Consider the following 16,873-nt stretch of genomic DNA (forward strand, 5'->3'; position numbering starts at 1 on the left):
CCAGCTTAGCCCTTTGCCCTTCGGGGGAAGGGAAAGGAGTGGACATGAAGGACAGCTTTAAAGCCCTGAAGACCCTCGAGACCGCCAGCGGCACCTACGGCTACTTTGACCTTAGCGAGCTGGAGCGGCAGGGTGTGGCGGAGGTCAGCCGCCTACCCTTCTCCATCCGGGTCATGCTGGAAAGCCTCCTCAGAAACGAGGACGGCTACCAGGTGACCCGGGAGGACATCGAGGCCCTGGCCCGCTGGCAACCGGAGCCCGGGGAGATCAACGTGCCCCTGAAGCTGGCCCGGGTCATCCTCCAGGACTTCACCGGGGTGCCGGCGGTGGTGGACCTGGCCGCCATGCGGGATGCCGTGGCCGAGCGGGGTGGGGACCCCAAGCGCATCAACCCCGTGGTCCCCGCCGACCTGGTCATCGACCACTCGGTGCAGGTGGATGCCTTCGGCACCGCTTACGCCTTCTTCTACAACGTGGAGAAGGAGTACGAGCGGAACAAAGAGCGCTACCTGCTCCTCAAGTGGGCCCAAGGGGCCCTGGAAAACTTCCGCGTGGTACCCCCGGGCACCGGCATCGTCCACCAGGTGAACCTGGAGTACCTGGCCAAGGTGGTGATGACCAAGGAGGAAGGAGGCCTCACCCTAGCCTTCCCCGATAGCCTGGTGGGCACCGACAGCCACACCACCATGGTCAATGGCCTTGGGGTTCTGGGCTGGGGCGTGGGGGGCATCGAGGCCGAGGCGGTCATGCTGGGCCAGCCCTACTACATGCTGGCCCCCAAGGTGGTGGGCTTCAAGCTCTACGGGGAGCTTCCCGAAGGGGCCACCGCCACCGATCTGGTCCTCACCATCACCGAGATTCTCCGTAAGCACGGGGTGGTGGGCAAGTTCGTGGAGTTCTACGGCCCCGGGGTGGCCAAGCTCTCCCTGGCCGACCGGGCCACCATCGCCAACATGGCCCCCGAGTACGGGGCCACCATGGGCTTCTTCCCCGTGGACGAGGAAACCCTCAACTACCTGAGGCTGACGGGCCGCCCGGAGGAGCTCATCGCGCTGGTGGAGGCCTACACCAAGGCCAACGGGCTTTTCCGCACGCCTGAGGCAGAGGAACGGGTGCGCTACTCCGAGTACCTGGAGCTGGACCTCGCCACGGTGGAACCCTCCCTAGCCGGCCCCAAGCGGCCCCAGGACCGGGTGCCCCTCAAGGAGGTGAAGGGGAGCTTCCTGGCCCACCTCACCAAGCCGGTGAAGGAGCGGGGCTTCGGCCTCACCCAGGACCAGCTTTCCAAAAAGGTGCTGGTCAAGCGCCAGGACGAGGAGTTTGAGCTCACCCACGGCTCGGTGGTCATCGCCGCCATCACCAGCTGCACCAACACCTCCAACCCCACGGTGATGCTGGGCGCGGGGCTTTTGGCCAAGAAGGCGGTGGAGGCGGGGCTGGACACCAAGCCCTGGGTGAAGAGCTCCCTGGCCCCGGGCTCCAAGGTGGTGACCGACTACCTCGAGGCCAGCGGCCTCCTCCCCTTCCTCGAGGCCCTCCGCTTCCACGTGGTGGGCTACGGCTGCACCACCTGCATCGGCAACTCCGGCCCCCTCCCGGAGGACATCGCCCGCGCGGTGGAGGAAGGCGACCTGGTGGTGGCCGCGGTCCTCTCCGGCAACCGCAACTTTGAGGGGCGCATCAACCCCCACGTGAAGGCCAACTACCTGGCGAGCCCCATGCTGGTGGTGGCCTACGCCCTGGCGGGGCGCATGGATATCGACTTCACCAGCGAGCCCCTGGGCTTTGACCCCAACGGCAAGCCCGTCTTCCTCAGGGACATCTGGCCCTCCATGGAGGAGATCCGGGAGGCCATCGGGAAAACCTTGGATCCGGAGCTCTTCAAGAAGGAGTACAGCAAGGTCTTCGAGGGGGACGAGCGCTGGCAGGCCCTCCCCGCCCCCAAAGGGGAGCGCTACCGCTGGGATCCTGAAAGCACCTACATCCAGAACCCGCCCTTCTTCGAGGAGCTGGGCCGGCGCCAGGTGGGGGACATCCGGGGGGCCAGGGTGCTTCTGGTCCTGGGGGACTCGGTGACCACCGACCACATCTCCCCCGCCGGGGCCATCCCCGTGAAGAGCCCCGCGGGCCAGTACCTCCTGGCCAAAGGGGTTAAGCCCGAGGACTTCAACTCCTACGGCTCCCGCCGGGGGAACCACGAGGTGATGATGCGGGGCACCTTTGCCAACATCCGCATTAAGAACCTCATGCTGGATGGGGTGGAAGGCGGCTACGCCAAGAAGCTCCCGGAGGGAGAGGTGGACTTCGTCTACAACGTGGCCATGCGTTACAAGGCCGAAGGGACGCCCCTTCTGGTCATCGCCGGCAAGGAGTACGGCACCGGCTCTAGCCGCGACTGGGCCGCCAAGGGCACCTACCTCCTGGGGGTGAAGGCGGTGCTGGCCGAGAGCTTCGAGCGCATCCACCGCTCCAACCTGGTGGGGATGGGCGTCCTGCCCCTGGAGTTCCTCCCTGGGGAGAACCGGGAAACCCTGGGCCTCACCGGGTACGAGGTCTACGACATCCTGGGCCTTGAGGACCTCTTCCCCCGGAAGCGGGTGGAGGTGGTGGCCAGGAGGGAGGACGGCTCCGAAATCCGCTTCCAGGCCATCGCCCGTCTGGACACGAAGGTGGAGGTGGACTACTACCAGAACGGGGGCATCCTGCAGACGGTGCTCCTCAACCTCCTGAAGGAGGCCAAGGCCCAGTAGGCCAAGCGGCAGGAGGCCCCGGGGAAACCCCGGGGCCCTTGCCCACGCCGCCCCTCTATGGGGCCCCCACCCTAGCCACGCCAGGGTGGGGTGGTATTAAAGGCCCGCCCCGATTTCCAGGTGCGGGTTGGGACGCCCGCCCTCGGCCTCAGCCTCCCGGGCCTCGATCTTGCCCTTGATGCGCTTGAGGCGGAAAGTGTCCTCCCGTTCCCGTTGCTCCAGGACCTGCTGGATGAAGCGGATCTGCGAGCGGATGCCGGGGATGACCACTTGCTCCAGGGCGTTCACCCGGCGGGTGGTCTTCTTGATCTCCTCGCCGATCTTCTTGAGGCGGGTTTCCGTGTTGGCCACCTGGATCAAGGCCTCGGCGTAGCGGCGAAAGGCCCGGGCGGCTTCCAAGGTATAGGCCGGGGTGCCCACCGGGGAGAGCAAGGCCCCATCGGGGAAGGTGGCCTTGAGCCTCGGCACCTTGCTCCCCCAGACGTTTTCCACCTGAGCCTCCACCCCCTCGAGGGGCCTCACCCCCAAGGCCGCAACGGAAACGCTCTCCGGCCCGTCAAATGCCTGGGCGAGAAGCAAGGCCCCATAGGCTTCCTGGGCCGCCTGGTTCAGGGCCTTGCGGGCCTCGAGGGCCTCCTTGACCAGCCCGAAGAACTCGGCCACCAGGGCGTCCCGCTTCTTCTTGAGGAGGTCCACCCCCTTCTGCGCCAGGCGCATCTGGCTGCGCCGTTGCAGAAGGTTCATGCGGGTGGGGCTTACCTGGCTCATCTAACCTCCTTAGTCCAGGGCTTGCGGAGCACCCCAGATCTCCTCCAGCTTCTGCCCGTAGTACTTGCCGATGTGGTCGCGGGAGATCCGCTTAAGCTCTCCCTGGGGCAGCATGGAAAGCAGGGCCCAGGCGATCTGCAGGCTCTCCTCGATGGAGCGGTTCTGCTGGCCCTGGTTGATGAAGTGCCGCTCAAAGGCGTCGGCGAACTGCAAGTAACGGCGGTCGTTCTCCGTGAGGGCGTCCTCGCCGATGATGGCCACCAGCTTGCGGATGTCCACCCCGTTGGCGTAGGCGGAGTAGAGCTGGTCGGACACCTGCTTGTGGTCCTCCCGGGTCTTGCCCTTGCCCACCCCGTTGTTCATGAGCCGGGAAAGGGAGGGCAGGGGGTCGATGGGCGGGTAGATGCCCTTGCGGTGGAGCTCCCGGGAGAGCTGGATCTGCCCCTCGGTGATGTAGCCGGTGAGGTCGGGGATGGGGTGGGTGCGGTCGTCGTCGGGCATGGAGAGGATGGGGATCTGGGTTACCGAGCCCTTCTTGCCCACCACCACCCCAGCGCGCTCGTAGATGGTGGCCAGGTCGGTGTACATGTAACCGGGGTAGCCACGCCGCCCGGGGATCTCCTCGCGGCTCGCCCCGATCTCCCGCAGGGCCTCGCAGTAGTTGGTCATGTCCGTGAGGATGACCAGCACGTGGTAGTCGTGCTCGAAGGCCAGGTACTCGGCCACGGTGAGGGCCATGCGGGGGGTGAGAAGGCGCTCGATGGTGGGGTCGTCCGCCTTGTTGAGGAAGAGGACGGAGCGGCTAAGGGCCCCCGTGCGCTCGAACTCCTGGATGAAGTAGGAGAGCTCCCGCTGGGTGATGCCCATGGCGGCGAAGACCACGGCGAAGGGCTCCTCCTTCTCCCCTTCCCCGGAGAGATCGGGGCGCACCGTGGCCTGGCGGGCGATCTGGGCAGCGATCTCGTTGGCGGGAAGGCCCGAGCCGGAGAAGATGGGAAGCTTCTGCCCCCGCACCAGGGTGTTCATCACGTCGATGGTGGAAATGCCGGTCTGGATGAACTCCTCGGGCTTCCTCCGGGCCACGGGGTTCAGGGGCAGGCCCACGATGGGAAGCCGCTTCTCTGGGGTAATGGGGGGCAGGCCGTCGATGGGCTTGCCGATCCCGTTGAAGCGCCGCCCCAGCATCTCCTTGGAAACCCCAAGCCGGGCCACGTCCTCCACCAGGCTTACGCTGGTGGTGGCCAGGTCCAGCCCCGTGGTCTCCTCAAACACCTGGATGACCGCGTATTCCTCGGAAACCTCGATCACCTGGCCGCCCCGCACCCGGCCCGTGCCGTCCCTGATTTCCACGATGGCGCCGTAGGCCAGGTCCTTGGCGTTCTCCACGAAGAGGAGAGGCCCCGAGATGTAGGTGATGCCCGTGTATTCCTTCTTAAGAAGATCCATCCTTCCCTCCCCTAGGCCAAGGCCTTGAAGGCTCCCTCGATCTCCTTCATGGTTTCCTCAAAGTAGCGGGGGAAGTCCTGCTCGCTCACGTAGCGGGCCCGGCCGATGCGCTCGATCACCGGAAGCTGCAGGATCTCGTCCACGGTAACCCCTCGCCGGATGGCCGCCTCCGCCTCCTTGTACAGACCCAGGATCATCTTCATGATGCCGTAGGCCTTCCCCATGGAGCAGTAGGCGTCGATCTCGTGGTAGGCGTTCTGCTGCAAGAAGTCCTCGCGGATGATGCGCCCCACCTCGATGACCAGGCGCTCGGCGTCCTGCAGCGCATCGGGACCCACCAGCTGCACGATCTCCTGCAGGCCCGCCTCCCTCTGCAGGAGCTCGGAGATGGCGTCGCGAAGCTCCGGATAGTCAGGGGCCACGTGCTCCCGGTACCAGGGGTCCAGGGCCGAGGTGAAGAGGGAGTAGGACCCGTTCCAGTTGATGGCCGGGAAGTGGCGGCGGAAGGCCAGGGAGGCATCCAGCCGCCAGAAGGCCCCCACGATGCGCAGGGTGGACTGGGTGACGGGCTCGGACATGTCGCCGCCGGGAGGGGAAACGGCCCCCACGATGGTGATGGCTCCCTCCTCGCCCCCCAGGGTGATCACCTTCCCCGAGCGCTCGTAGAAGGCGGCCAGCCGGGCGGCCAGGTAGGGGGGGTAACCCTCCTCCGCGGGCATCTCCTCCAGGCGGCTAGAGATCTCCCGCAGGGCCTCGGCCCAGCGGCTGGTGGAGTCGGCCATGAGGGCCACGGAGAAGCCCTGGTCGCGGAAGTACTCGGCGATGGTCACCCCCACGTAAATGCTGGCCTCGCGGGCGGCCACGGGCATGTTGGAGGTGTTGGCGATGAGCACCGTGCGGTGCATCAGAGGCCCCCCGGTCTTGGGGTCGGTGAGCTCGGGGAACTCCACCAACACATCCGTCATCTCGTTGCCCCGCTCCCCGCAGCCCACGTAGACCACCACGTCGGCGTTGGACCACTTGGCCAGGGACTGCTGGGTCACCGTCTTCCCGCTGCCAAAGGGCCCGGGGATGGCCGCGGTGCCCCCCATGGCCACGGGGAAGAGGACGTCCAGGATGCGCATGCCCGTGAGGAAGGGGGTGTTGGGGTCGAGCTTCCTCTGCACGGGCCGGGCGCGGCGCACGGGCCAGGTGTGGTACATCCGGAGCTCGGTGCCGTCCTCTAGGACCACCACCGGCTCCTCCACCGTGTACTCCCCAGCGGGCTTCACCTCCTTGACCCGGCCCTTCACGTCCGGGGGCACCAGGATCTTGTGGGTGAAGTTGAACTCCGGGACCGTGCCCAGGACCATGCCCCCCCGCACCTCATCCCCCGGCTTGACCTTTGGGGTCCAGGCCCACTTTTTCTCCCGGTCCAGGGCATGGACCACCACGCCCCGGGTGATGTAGATGCCGGTCCTCTCCCGGATACGCTCTAATGGGCGCTGGATGCCGTCGTAGATCCCATTCAGCATCCCCGGGCCCAGCTCCACCGCCAGGGGAAGCCCCGTGGACACCACGGGCTCGCCTACCTTAAGGCCAGAGGTGTCCTCGTAGACCTGGACGAAGGCGGTGTCCCCGTCCAGGCGGATGATCTCCCCCACCAGGCCCTCGTGGCCCACCTTGCAGATATCGTACATGCGGGCCCCGGTCATGCCCTTGGCGATCACTGCCGGGCCCGCAATCTTCTGGATCACGCCCTGGATCATCGTCCCTCCATTCTACAGCTTGATGTCAAAGCCTATGGTCCTCTTGACCAGCTCCCGCATGTACCCCTCCACATCGGGGTTCTGGAAGGCTTCCTTCAACCCAGCTATGGGCAGGAGCACGGGAAGGTCCTTGCCCCGCATGAGCCGCTCCACCGCCTTTTCCGGCTCCGGCAAAAGCCCCTGGTCCACGGCCACCAGGGCGTACCCCCCGGCCTGAACCAGGTTTTCCAGCCGGGCCCGGGCCTCCTCCGCCGAGGCAGCGGCGTAGGCCTCGAGGCCCGCCAACCTAAACCCCTGCGCCGCCTCAGGGTCAGCGATCACCGCGATCTTCATGGGCAGACCACCTCCTCCTCCACCTGGGCCCGGGGAAGGCCGAAGTAGGCCCGCCTGGCCAGAAGCCTAAGCCGCACGGCCTCCCACTCCCGCTCCTTCACATAGGCCAGCACCAATCCCACGCCCAGCGGGTCGGAGGCTCCCTTTCTGGCCTCCTTCAGGAGGAGGCACCTGAGCCGCCTTTCCAGGGCCCTGAGGTCCCGCACGCCTGCCAAAGGGGCGAAGGGGGTGCCCGAAAGCTCGTCCAATACGGCGTAATCCCCCTCGAGAAGCCGGGCGAAGCGGACCCTGTCCACGAACCGCCCACCCCGTACGAAGACGGTTTCCACCTGCACATCCTGCCCCTGGAGCTTGAAGGCGGTGCGCAGGTTCTCCGCATCCACCTCGAGGGCCAGGTAATCCCTCAAGGCCGTCTCCTCCAGGGCCTTGGAGGCCTTGGCCACCCCTTCAAAGAAGCGCTTGGCCAAAAGGGCCTCCATGCGCGCCAGGTCCTGGGTTTCCCGGAGAACCGCCCTCAAGGACCGGGCCAGGGGATGGCCGGGCACGGAAAGCACCTGGGCCATCCCCGCCGCATCCTGGGCCTCGTAGGCCTGCCGCCAAAGGGCCTCCTTTAAGGTACCCGGGAGAAGCACCACCTCTTCAAAGGGCTTCCCCGTGGCCTTGGCCCGGAGGACAGCCTGGAGGTTGGTGAGATCGTTCCTGAGGAGGAGAAGCCGCACCGCCTCCCGAGCCTCCCCCGTGACCAACCCCGCCAGGTCCCCCACCAACCGGGCCTGGGTGAGGGCTACGGCCCGGTCCACCTCGGGAAGGCCTTGGCCGGCCAGGTCCTGGCCGTAGACGCTTTCGGAAAGTAGACGCAGGAAATCGGGATAGGAAAGGTCCAAGGCCTCCTGGAAGAAGCTCTCCTTGAGGAGGGTGCTCCTCCTGGCCCGCACCCGGGCGTTTAGGTAGCCGAAGTCGTCCGCCATGTCCTAGCCCCACACCACCTGGGCCACCTTGGAGGAAAGGGCATCCCAGGCCCGTTCCAGACGGCTTAACAGGGCGTTCTCCACCTGGGTCCTGCCCCCCTTGCCGATGGCCCTCACCCCAAGGCGCAAGACAGGGTCGGCCCTAAGCTCCAGGCCCCGCTCCCGCGCCAGACCCTCGAGGTGAGGAAGGTTGTCCGGATGGGAGGCCAGGGCCTCGGGCTCGCCCAAGGCCGCAAGGGCCTCCTCGGCCAGTTTCCGCAACACCTGAGGCCAGTCGGGGCTATCCGGCAAAGCCCTGAGGGCCTCCTCCACCTTGGCCTTCACCTGGGAGAGCACCTCCCCCTTGGCCTCGGTACGGGCTGTGGCCAGGAGGAGTTCCCCGGCGCTTTCTGTCCGGCGGAGGGCGGCCTGCAGGCTGGCCTCGAGGGCCCTCTTCCGGGCGCTGAGGAGCGCTTCCGCCTTGGAACGGGCCTCAGCCACCACCGCCTCCGCCTTGGCCCGGGCCTCCCCCAGGAGGGCCTGGATCTCCGCCTCCACCTCCTGGCTCAAAATCGCTTCCAGTTTGGACATCTTCCCTCCTTGGGAAAAGGCCCCACCCCAAGTGGGGCAGGGCCAAAGCGCTCGCTTAGAGCTTGCCGTTCAGGATGAAGGCGATGAGGAGGCCGAAGATCACCAGGGTTTCGGGCAGGAGGAGGAAGATCAGGGCGGTACCAAAGTTGCTCCGGTCCTCGGCGATGGCCCCCACGCCCGCCGCACCGATGCGGGCCTGGGCCACGCCGGTGCCCAAAGCCGCCAAGCCCACCGCCAGGCCCATCCCCACGGCGATAAGGCCTCGGTCCAGGCCCCCGGAGGCCGCCTCTTCCGCCGCAAAAGCCAGAGCGCCGAAAACCGCCACCAGAACCGTAACCAGAAGCTTCTTCATCTCTTTCCCTCCCTAAAGCGTCTCGCGGACGCTCTTGAACGGCCGGTAAGGCCTGCCGTTCTCCTCGTAGAAACCGAACTTGGTGAAGAACTCCACCCAGATAAGACGGATGGGCTGGAGCATGTGGCCCAGGGTGGTGAGAAGCAGGATCAGGAGATGCAAAACCCCTGCCACCCCAATGCCCAGAAGCACGCCCAGAAGCCCGATCCGCTCCGCCAGGGCAAAGCCCACATCGGTGAGAAGACCCGCCAGGATACCCCCAGCAGCCCCCACCGCGTAGATACGGATGTGGGAGAGGATGTGCCCCGCCTGGGTGAAGATCTCCGGGATCATGAGCCACATTCGGCTCATAAGAACCGCAAGCAAGAACACGCCAAAGCCCAGGTACATGAGCACGGAAAGCCAGCCGGCCTGGAGGTTCCCCAGGTAGGAGGCCGCCAGGGCCAGGATGCCCACCAAGCCCCCCAGGTACCCCACGCCCTCCCAGAAGTGGCCCATGTGGTGGTGCTTCAGACCCAGGTAGGCCCTCAAGGCCAGGCCCCAGAAGACCATGACCACCCCGAAGGCCACGGAAAGGAGGATGAGCAGGTTGGCGGTCTTGGCCGTGTCGATGCGGGGAATGAGGATGGGGATGAGACCCGGGTGCTCGGGGGTGCCGAACACCCCTAGGTGCTCCAGGAAGGTGCCGAAGAACTCCCCGTAGACGAAGCCCCAAACCACCGTCCAGAAGACCATCCAGTTAAGGATGTAGACCAGCTTCCCAATGACGGCGGGCTTGAGCCTCAGGGCAAAAAGATCGATGACCAGAGGCTCATTCCGTTTCACGAACCCGGAGAGCCAGCGCCCGAGAAGCAGGAAGAGAAGGGCATACCCTATGTCCCCCACGATCATGCCGAACCAGAAGGGGAAGAAGATGGGCACCACCGGAGTGGGGTCTAGGGAGCCGTACTTGGGGGTGTTGAGGAAGCTCACCAAAAGCTCGAAGGGCTTGACCCAAGGAGGGTTGTCCAGGGCCACGGGAACGTGGTCCGCCTCGTGGTGCTCGTCCACCGGCTCAAAGGCGTAGATCACCCGATCCTTGTGGCGGGCCAAGGCCTCCTCCACCCGGCCCTTGGCCTTCACCGGCACGTAGCCCAAAAGGGCAAAGCCGAACCGGCCTGAGGCCAGCTCCTCCAAGGCCTTAAGCCGAGCCGCCTCGTCCTTGGCCCGGGTCCAGAGGCTTTGCAGGGTGGAGGAGGCCTCCTGGGCCAGCCGATAAAGGGCCTGGCGCACCTCGGAAAGCTCCTTGGGGGCAGCCTCGGCCCGCTCCTTCAACCGGCGGGTGGCCTCGCTTAGGGGAAGATCCCCGTAGTTGCCAGGGAGGCGGAGTTCCGCCACCCCGGCCCGGGAAAGGGCCGCCTTGGCCGCCTCGAGGTCCTTCCGGTGCACCACGAGAAGCCCGGCAACCCCTTTGGAATAGGGCTCGCTGGCCAGGATGAACCGCTCCCCGTCTACCCCCAAGGCCTTTTTCAAGGCCTCCTCCACCAGGGGAAGCTCTTTTTCCGCGATCAAAAAGGGTACCACCCGGAAGAAGGCGCTTCGGTCCAGTCCCTGGGCCATGGCGGCAAGCTTTTCCAAGGGTTCCAGGTAGGCCTGGACCAGGGCAAGCTCCTCCTCCAGCTCCTGCCGTTGCCGGGCGAGGCCCTCCGCGTGAGCCTGGATGGGGGAAAGGGCCTTTTCCGCCGCCTCTAGCCCATCGGGGAAGGGCCTTGTGGGCTCCACCTCCCGGCCCAGGAGGGTGAGGGTGTGCTCGGCCCCCGCCGCCACCCCTTCCCAGCGCCTGAGTTCCTCTCGCTCCTCCTGGGAAAGCCTGTACTCAGCAAGCTCCTCCACCCGGAGGGTTTCCAGGTGGACCACCCCTGCCTGCTGGAGGCTGTGGAGAAGCTCCTGGGCCTTGGCCTTGGGCCCGGCCAGGACCAGCTTCTCCATGGGGGCGATCACGGTAAAACCTCCTTCAGAACCAGGGCCACGGCCTCCTCCAACCGGGCCCCTGCTTTCTCCTTCACCGCCTTGGCCTCGGCCTCCGCCTGTGCCCGGTAGCGGGCCAGGATGGCCTCGGTTTCCTTGGCCTCCCGTTCGCGGTACTCGGCTTCTAGGGCCTTAGCCTTGGCCTCGGCCTCCTCCAAAAGGACCCTGGCCTCCGCCTCGGCCTGCCCCACCAGGGCCTCGGCCTCCTTCTTGGCGGCCTCGAGGCGGGCCAGGAGCTCCCTTTCCTTTTCCGCCAGGCTCTTGATAAGTCCCAGGCCTCCCATCGCCCCTCCCTTCGTGAAAAGATGCGCAAACTGCACCCGCCGGATAGGATACCGGCCTTTGGGGCAAACGTCAACCAACCCCGCTTAAGTATACTTAAGCGATGCGGATTCTCGTCAACGAAAAAGGAGCCCAGCGCCTCCTGGCCCGGCACCTTTGGGTCTTTCGCCGCGATGTGCTTTCGGGCCCCGAGGAGCCGGGCCTTTACCCCGTTTACTGGGGCAAGCGCTTTCTGGCCCTAGCCCTTTTCAACCCCACCAGCGACCTCAGCGTGCGGGCCTACCGCTTCCGTCCCGCAAGGGACCCAGCGGAGGCGCTTTTGGACAACCTGGAGAAGGCCTTGGTCCGGCGTCTCCCCGCATTGGAAAAGGAGCCCGAAGGGGGTTTCCGCCTGGCCCACGCCGAAGGGGACTTCTTGCCGGGTCTGGTGGTGGACTACTACGCCGGCCACCTGGTCCTGCAGACCACCGCCTACGCCTGGGAAGCCCTCTTGCCCCAGGTGGCCGAGAGGCTCAAACCCCTGGCCAAAAGCCTCCTGGCCAAAAACGACGCCAGGGTCCGGGAACTCGAGGGCCTCCCCCTTTACGTCCGGCCCCTCCTGGGCCGGGCCCCCGAACGGGTAGCGGTGAAGGAGGGCCGGATCCGCTACCTCGTGGACCTCACAGGAGGCCAGAAGACCGGGGCCTACCTGGACCAGCGGGACAACCGGATCCTTATGGAAAACTTCCGGGGAGAAAGGGCCCTGGACGTGTTCAGCTACACGGGTAGCTTCGGCCTCCACCTGGCCTTGGGCTTCCAGGAGGTGATCAGCGTGGACAGCTCCGCCGAGGCCCTGAGGCAAGCGGAGGAGAACGCCAGGCTCAACGGGCTTACCCTCAAGACGGTGGAAGCCAACGCCTTTGACCACCTAAGGGCCCTGGAGAAGGCAAGGGAGCGGTTTGACCTCATCGTGCTGGACCCACCCGCCTTCGCCAAGGCGAAAAAGGATCTGGAAAGGGCCTACAGGGCCTACAAGGAGGTGAACCTAAGGGCCATCAAGCTCCTCAAGGAAGGGGGCCTGCTGGCCACCAGCAGCTGCAGCCACCACCTGACCGAGCCCCTCTTCTACCAGATGCTCGCCGAGGCCGCAGAAGACGCCCACCGCAGCCTGAGGGTGGTGGAAAAACGGGGGCAGGGATGGGACCATCCCATCCTGCTCAACCACCCCGAAACCCACTACCTGAAGTTCGCCCTTTTAGAAGTTCTCTGATCCGGGCCGCCAGGGCCTCGGGATCGGGTACGGGAAGGGGTACGCCCTCCCCGTTCTCCAGGTGGAGAACCAAAGCCCGCCTCCCCCTGGAAAAGGGCCCTGCCGGCCAGTAGGCCACCTCCACCTCCCGCACGCCCTCCAGGGGAATCCGGCGGCTGAGGCCCAAGGGGGGGTGAAGGCTCAGGTGATCGGGGAAAAGCCTTAGCCGCCAGCCCTGCCTGAGCCGCCACCAGGGGTAAAGGAGAGCCAGGGCAAGCCAGGAAGCCTCCCCGAGGACAAAGCCCGAAGCCACAAGCCCCACCCCTGCCCAGAAAACCCAGGGGGAAAGGCCAGCGAAGGCCACCTCCAGGAGCATCCCATCCATTATCTCCCAAGGCCAGCCCGGGATAGACTAAGGGAGTGGAGAAGGACCTGTTGGAAGCCCTGGGCCAGCACCTGGTCTGGCGCATCGGCCGGGCCGAGGAGGAGGAGGTCCTGGTGGTGCGGGTGGGCCTGGCCTCGGCCACACCCCGCTTCCGGGAGCTGCCTAGGCTCATGAACATCCCCGACGCCGAGGTGGCCCGCCTGGCCAAGGAAGGCCGGGTGCGGGTGGAGTGGGTGGAAGGATGAAGGCCAGGCTGCACCTCGTCCTGAACGGCCACCCCTCCCAGGGGTTACCCCTGGAACTCCAGCTGGAAGGAAACGAGGTCCGTGGGGTCTTCCGGCAGGAAAACCCCGTGCTGGGGGAAGTGGTCCTTCCCTTCGCCTCGAGGCTTGAGGGAGAGCGCCTCGAGGCCAAGCTCCTCCCTCCACCTTCCCTCAAAGTGGAGGGCCGGGTGTTTTCGGGCAGGAAGGGGCTGGAGCTAGAACTGGAGCTCAGTTTGGTCCTCCCCGAGGGAGAAACCTGGGGGGAGCGGGCCTTCGCCCGCATCCTGGAACTCCTCTTCTATAAAAGCCTAGAGCGGTCCCTTTCCCAAATGCCCTCCCCTCCGATATAGTGCCTTTTAAAGGAGGTGCCTATGCTGGAGATCCGGTACCTGGGCCACTCGGCGGTCTGGCTTTCCGACGGCAAGACCAAGGTGGTGATCGACCCCTTCCTCACCGGGAACCCCATGGCCCCGGTGGGGGTGGGGGAGGTGCAGGCGGACCTCATCCTGGTTACCCACGCCCACGGGGACCACTTCGGCGACGCCGTGGCCCTCTCCAAGAAGGGGGGCACCGTGGTTTCCACCTTTGAGATCGCCACCTATGCGGAGAAGCACGGGGCCAAGGCGGTGCCCATGAACATCGGAGGCACCTACCGCTTCCCCGGAGGGTGGCTCAAATGGTTCCCCGCCTGGCACTCCTCTAGCTTCCCCGACGGCACCTATGGGGGCATGCCCATGGGGGTGGTGGTGGAGCTTGGCGGCAAGCGCGTGTACCATGCCGGGGACACCGCCCTCTTTTCCGACATGCGCCTCATCGGGGAGCTGGGCCTGGACCTGGCCTTTTTGCCCATCGGCGACCACTTCACCATGGGACCCGAGGACGCCCTCAAGGCCCTGGAGCTTCTGCGCCCCAAGAAGGTGGTGCCCATCCACTACAACACCTTCCCCCCCATCCAGCAAGACGGGGAGGCCTTCGCCGAGAGGGCCAAGGAAAAGGGCGTGGAGGGCCATGCCCTGAAACCGGGAGGTGTGTTGGTCCTTGACTAGCCTGAAGCGCAAGGATTTCCGCTTGCACATGCTCCTGGGTTTGGGGCAGACTGCCCAGGTTTACCTGGCGGAGGCCCCTGATGGGCGAAAGGTAGCCCTCAAGCTTCCCCGCAAGGAGGTAAGGCAGGACCCCAGGCTTGCCGAGCGGTTTGCCCGGGAGGTTTCCCTTAGCCTTTCCTTGAAGCACCCCCACCTGGTGCAGGGGCTTTATGGGATACCCTTCGGCGAGGAAGCCTTTTTGGCCCTGGAGTACCTCGAGGAAGGCACCCTAGAAGAACGCCTCCTCAGGGGTCCTCTGAGCCAGGAGGAGGCCATGCGGGCGCTTTTGCAGGTGGGGCAGGCCTTGCTCTTCCTGCACGAAAAGGGTTTCCTCCACCAGGATGTGAAGCCCTCCAACGTGTTCGTGGGGAAAGGGGGCTACAAGCTCGGGGATCTGGGCACCGTGCGCCCCCTGGCGGAGGCTTCCTCGGAGTATGCGGGAAGCCCCCACTATCTGGCCCCCGAGCTCTTCCTGGGAGCCAAGCCCAGCCCCAAAAGCGAGGCCTACAGCTTTGGGGTGATGGCCTACGAGCTCCTCACGGGCAGGCGACCCTTCCAGGGGGAAACCCTGGAAGCCCTCCGCAACGCCCACCTCCTCCTGCCTCCCCCTCCCACTTCCCTTCCCCCCAGGCTGGACAAGGCCTTGAAGCGCCTTTTGGCCAAAACCCCTGAGGAGCGCCTGGACATCAAGGGTTTCGTGGAGGTACTCAAAGACCCCAAGGGCCAAACGAATGTGGAAGCCCCAAGCAAACGCAAAGGCATCCTCTTCCGACTGTTTTGGAGGAAATAAATGGAGCCCATCTGGTATCCCAACCCGGAGGAGATCCAGGCCACCAGGCTCTTCCGATTCATGGAGGCCCTGGGTTTCCGGGACTACGAGGCTTTCTACCGCTATAGCGTGGAGGAGCTCGAGGATTTTTACCACCAGTTTTTCACCCACCTGGGCCTACCCTGGCGCAAACCCTACGAGCGGGTCATAGAAGGTGGGTTTCCCCTTCCCCGCTTCTTCGTGGGGGGGAGGCTGAACCTGGTAGAAGCCGCCCTCCGCCACGACCCCTCCCGCCTGGCCCTCCTCCACGAGACGGAAGACGGCCAGGCGCGGGCCCTGAGCTACGGGGAGCTCCAGGCCGAGGTGGCCCGGGTGGCCGCGGGGCTTAAGGCCTTGGGGGTGGAGCGGGGCGACCGGGTGGGCCTGTGGCTCCCCATGGGCCTCGAGGCCGCCGTCCTCCTCCTGGCCACGAGCTCGCTCGGGGCCATCGCCATCCCCATTTTCTCCGGCTACGCCGCCGAGGCCGCCGCCGTACGCCTCAAGGACGCGGGCGCCAAGCTCCTGGTGGTGCAGGACGGCTTCCTGCGGCGGGGCCGGCGGGTGGAGCTCCTCCTCGAGGCCCGCAAGGCCCTGGCCCTGGCGGAAACCCCCGATCTTTTGGTGGTGCGAAGGCTGGGTCTGCCCCTGGAAGCCGGGGAGGTGGACTACGCATCCTTAAGGGGCGAACCCTTCCCGCCGGAGGAGATGGAAAGCATGGACCCCTTCATGCTCATCTACACCTCCGGCACCACGGGCCGCCCCAAGGGCACGGTCCACTACCACGCCGGCTTCCCCTTGAAGGCCGCCTTGGACCTGGCCCTCCTCTTTGACCTAAGGGAAGAGGACCGCCTCTTCTGGTTCACCGACCTGGGCTGGATGATGGGGCCCTGGGCCATCCTGGGAGGGCTCATCCTCGGGACCACCGTCTTCCTCTACGACGGCGCCCCCGACCACCCGGGGCCGGAAAGGCTTTGGCGCATGGTGGAGGCCCACCGCCTCACCCACCTGGGCCTCTCCCCCACCCTGGTGCGGGCCCTTATCCCCTTCGGGGAAGCCCCCGTGCGCGCCTCCGACCTCTCCTCCCTAAGGGTCTTGGGCTCCACGGGGGAGCCCTGGAACCTGGAGCCCTACCTCTGGTTCTTCCGGGTGGTGGGGGAGGAAAAGCGGCCCATCGTGAACTACTCGGGCGGCACGGAAATCTCGGGAGGCATCCTGGGCAACGTGCTCCTTCGCCCCATCAAACCCATGGGCTTCAACACCGCCGTCCCCGGCATGGCCGCGGCGGTGCTGGACGAGGAAGGGAAGCCCACCCAGGGCCGGGTGGGGGAGCTTGCCGTCCTCAAACCCTGGCCGGGCATGACCAAGGGCTTCTGGCAGGACGAGGCCCGCTACCTGGACACCTACTTCGGCCGCTTCCCCGGGGTCTGGGTCCACGGGGACTTCGCCCTTCTGGACGAGGAGGGCCACTTCTTCATCCTGGGCCGCTCCGACGACACCCTGAAGGTGGCGGGCAAGCGGGTGGGCCCGGCAGAGGTGGAGACCGCGGCCACCCGCCACCCCGCCCTCAAGGAGTGCGCCGCCATCGGGGTGCCCCACCCGGTGAAGGGGGAAGCCATCGTCCTCTTCGCGGTGCTCAAGCCGGGCCTCACCCCCTCCCCCGCCTTGGCAGAGGAGGTGGCGGAAAAGGTGGCGGAAGCCCTGGGCAAGCCCCTGAGGCCGGAGAAGGTCCTCTTCGTGCCGGACCTCCCCAAGACCCGGAACGCCAAGGTCATGCGCCGGGTGGTGCGGGCGGCCTTCCTGGGCCAGGACCCCGGGGACCTCTCCGCCCTGGAGAACCCGGAGGCGGTGGAGGCCATCCGCCAGGCGGCGGGAAACTGAAG

General features: G+C 66.2%; 17 protein-coding genes. 7 read left to right on the forward strand and 10 right to left on the reverse strand.

The window, feature by feature from the left end; translation table 11 throughout:
• The first annotated feature begins 44 nt into the window (after window positions 1–44).
• The gene (gene acnA / locus L1087_RS01020) at window positions 45–2,750 is read left to right on the forward strand and encodes an aconitate hydratase AcnA (RefSeq protein WP_234557227.1); all 2,706 of its coding nucleotides are present in this window, start codon (window positions 45–47) and stop codon (window positions 2,748–2,750) included.
• 96 nt (window positions 2,751–2,846) lie between these two features.
• Here acnA and atpD read toward each other — a convergent pair whose 3' ends face one another.
• From atpD to L1087_RS01065, 9 genes are read right to left on the reverse strand one after another with little or no spacing between them, the layout of a single operon-like run.
• On the reverse strand, window positions 2,847–3,518 hold the full coding sequence (atpD, locus tag L1087_RS01025; RefSeq protein ID WP_135259451.1) for a V-type ATP synthase subunit D: 672 nt from the start codon (window positions 3,516–3,518) through the stop codon (window positions 2,847–2,849).
• Between the two features lie 9 nt (window positions 3,519–3,527).
• Window positions 3,528–4,964, reverse strand: a complete 1,437-nt coding sequence (locus L1087_RS01030) for a V-type ATP synthase subunit B (RefSeq protein WP_038042818.1) — start codon at window positions 4,962–4,964, stop codon at window positions 3,528–3,530.
• Window positions 4,965–4,975: 11 nt separating this feature from the next.
• Window positions 4,976–6,712, reverse strand: a complete 1,737-nt coding sequence (locus L1087_RS01035) for a V-type ATP synthase subunit A (protein WP_234557228.1) — start codon at window positions 6,710–6,712, stop codon at window positions 4,976–4,978.
• Between the two features lie 12 nt (window positions 6,713–6,724).
• Entirely contained in the window at window positions 6,725–7,039 is a 315-nt protein-coding gene (atpF, locus tag L1087_RS01040) for a V-type ATP synthase subunit F (RefSeq protein ID WP_185747623.1), read from the reverse strand.
• 2 nt (window positions 7,040–7,041) lie between these two features.
• Entirely contained in the window at window positions 7,042–8,013 is a 972-nt protein-coding gene (locus tag L1087_RS01045) for a V-type ATPase subunit (protein WP_135259449.1), read from the reverse strand.
• Between the two features lie 3 nt (window positions 8,014–8,016).
• Window positions 8,017–8,583 carry a V-type ATP synthase subunit E gene (locus L1087_RS01050; RefSeq protein WP_038042822.1) on the reverse strand — a complete coding sequence of 189 codons (567 nt, stop codon included), beginning with the start codon at window positions 8,581–8,583 and terminating at the stop codon, window positions 8,017–8,019.
• Window positions 8,584–8,638: 55 nt separating this feature from the next.
• A complete protein-coding gene (locus tag L1087_RS01055) occupies window positions 8,639–8,935 on the reverse strand; it encodes a F0F1 ATP synthase subunit C (protein WP_234557229.1) in 297 nt (98 codons plus the stop codon).
• 12 nt (window positions 8,936–8,947) lie between these two features.
• Complete coding sequence (locus L1087_RS01060; protein ID WP_234557230.1) at window positions 8,948–10,915, reverse strand: V-type ATP synthase subunit I; 1,968 nt, start codon at window positions 10,913–10,915, stop codon at window positions 8,948–8,950.
• The gene (locus L1087_RS01065; RefSeq protein ID WP_234557231.1) at window positions 10,912–11,226 is read right to left on the reverse strand and encodes a V-type ATPase subunit subunit G family protein; all 315 of its coding nucleotides are present in this window, start codon (window positions 11,224–11,226) and stop codon (window positions 10,912–10,914) included. Before L1087_RS01065 ends, L1087_RS01060 begins: the two co-directional genes overlap by 4 nt.
• Window positions 11,227–11,327: 101 nt before the next feature.
• On the opposite strand from L1087_RS01065, the gene L1087_RS01070 reads away from it, so the two are divergent.
• Complete coding sequence (locus L1087_RS01070) at window positions 11,328–12,473, forward strand: class I SAM-dependent rRNA methyltransferase (protein ID WP_234557232.1); 1,146 nt, start codon at window positions 11,328–11,330, stop codon at window positions 12,471–12,473.
• Here the strand turns inward: L1087_RS01070 and L1087_RS01075 are convergent.
• Complete coding sequence (locus L1087_RS01075; protein WP_038043635.1) at window positions 12,421–12,828, reverse strand: hypothetical protein; 408 nt, start codon at window positions 12,826–12,828, stop codon at window positions 12,421–12,423. The two genes, L1087_RS01070 and L1087_RS01075, sit on opposite strands and share 53 nt — an antisense overlap.
• Window positions 12,829–12,872: 44 nt before the next feature.
• Between L1087_RS01075 and L1087_RS01080 the strand changes: the two genes are divergently transcribed.
• From L1087_RS01080 to L1087_RS01100, 5 genes are read left to right on the forward strand one after another with little or no spacing between them, the layout of a single operon-like run.
• Window positions 12,873–13,082, forward strand: a complete 210-nt coding sequence (locus L1087_RS01080; RefSeq protein ID WP_234557233.1) for a DUF3248 domain-containing protein — start codon at window positions 12,873–12,875, stop codon at window positions 13,080–13,082.
• Entirely contained in the window at window positions 13,079–13,450 is a 372-nt protein-coding gene (locus L1087_RS01085; RefSeq protein WP_038042826.1) for a DUF3809 family protein, read from the forward strand. The genes L1087_RS01080 and L1087_RS01085 overlap by 4 nt, the downstream gene beginning before the upstream one ends.
• A 21-nt stretch (window positions 13,451–13,471) precedes the next feature.
• Window positions 13,472–14,146 carry a metal-dependent hydrolase gene (locus L1087_RS01090; RefSeq protein WP_234557235.1) on the forward strand — a complete coding sequence of 225 codons (675 nt, stop codon included), beginning with the start codon at window positions 13,472–13,474 and terminating at the stop codon, window positions 14,144–14,146.
• Window positions 14,139–14,975: a serine/threonine-protein kinase gene (locus L1087_RS01095; protein ID WP_038042828.1), complete on the forward strand. Its 837-nt coding sequence runs from the start codon at window positions 14,139–14,141 to the stop codon at window positions 14,973–14,975. The genes L1087_RS01090 and L1087_RS01095 overlap by 8 nt, the downstream gene beginning before the upstream one ends.
• Window positions 14,976–16,871: an AMP-binding protein gene (locus L1087_RS01100; RefSeq protein ID WP_234557236.1), complete on the forward strand. Its 1,896-nt coding sequence runs from the start codon at window positions 14,976–14,978 to the stop codon at window positions 16,869–16,871.
• Window positions 16,872–16,873 lie beyond the last annotated feature (2 nt).

The sequence above is a fragment of the Thermus tengchongensis genome (assembly GCF_021462405.1).
GTDB classification, from domain to species: domain Bacteria; phylum Deinococcota; class Deinococci; order Deinococcales; family Thermaceae; genus Thermus; species Thermus tengchongensis.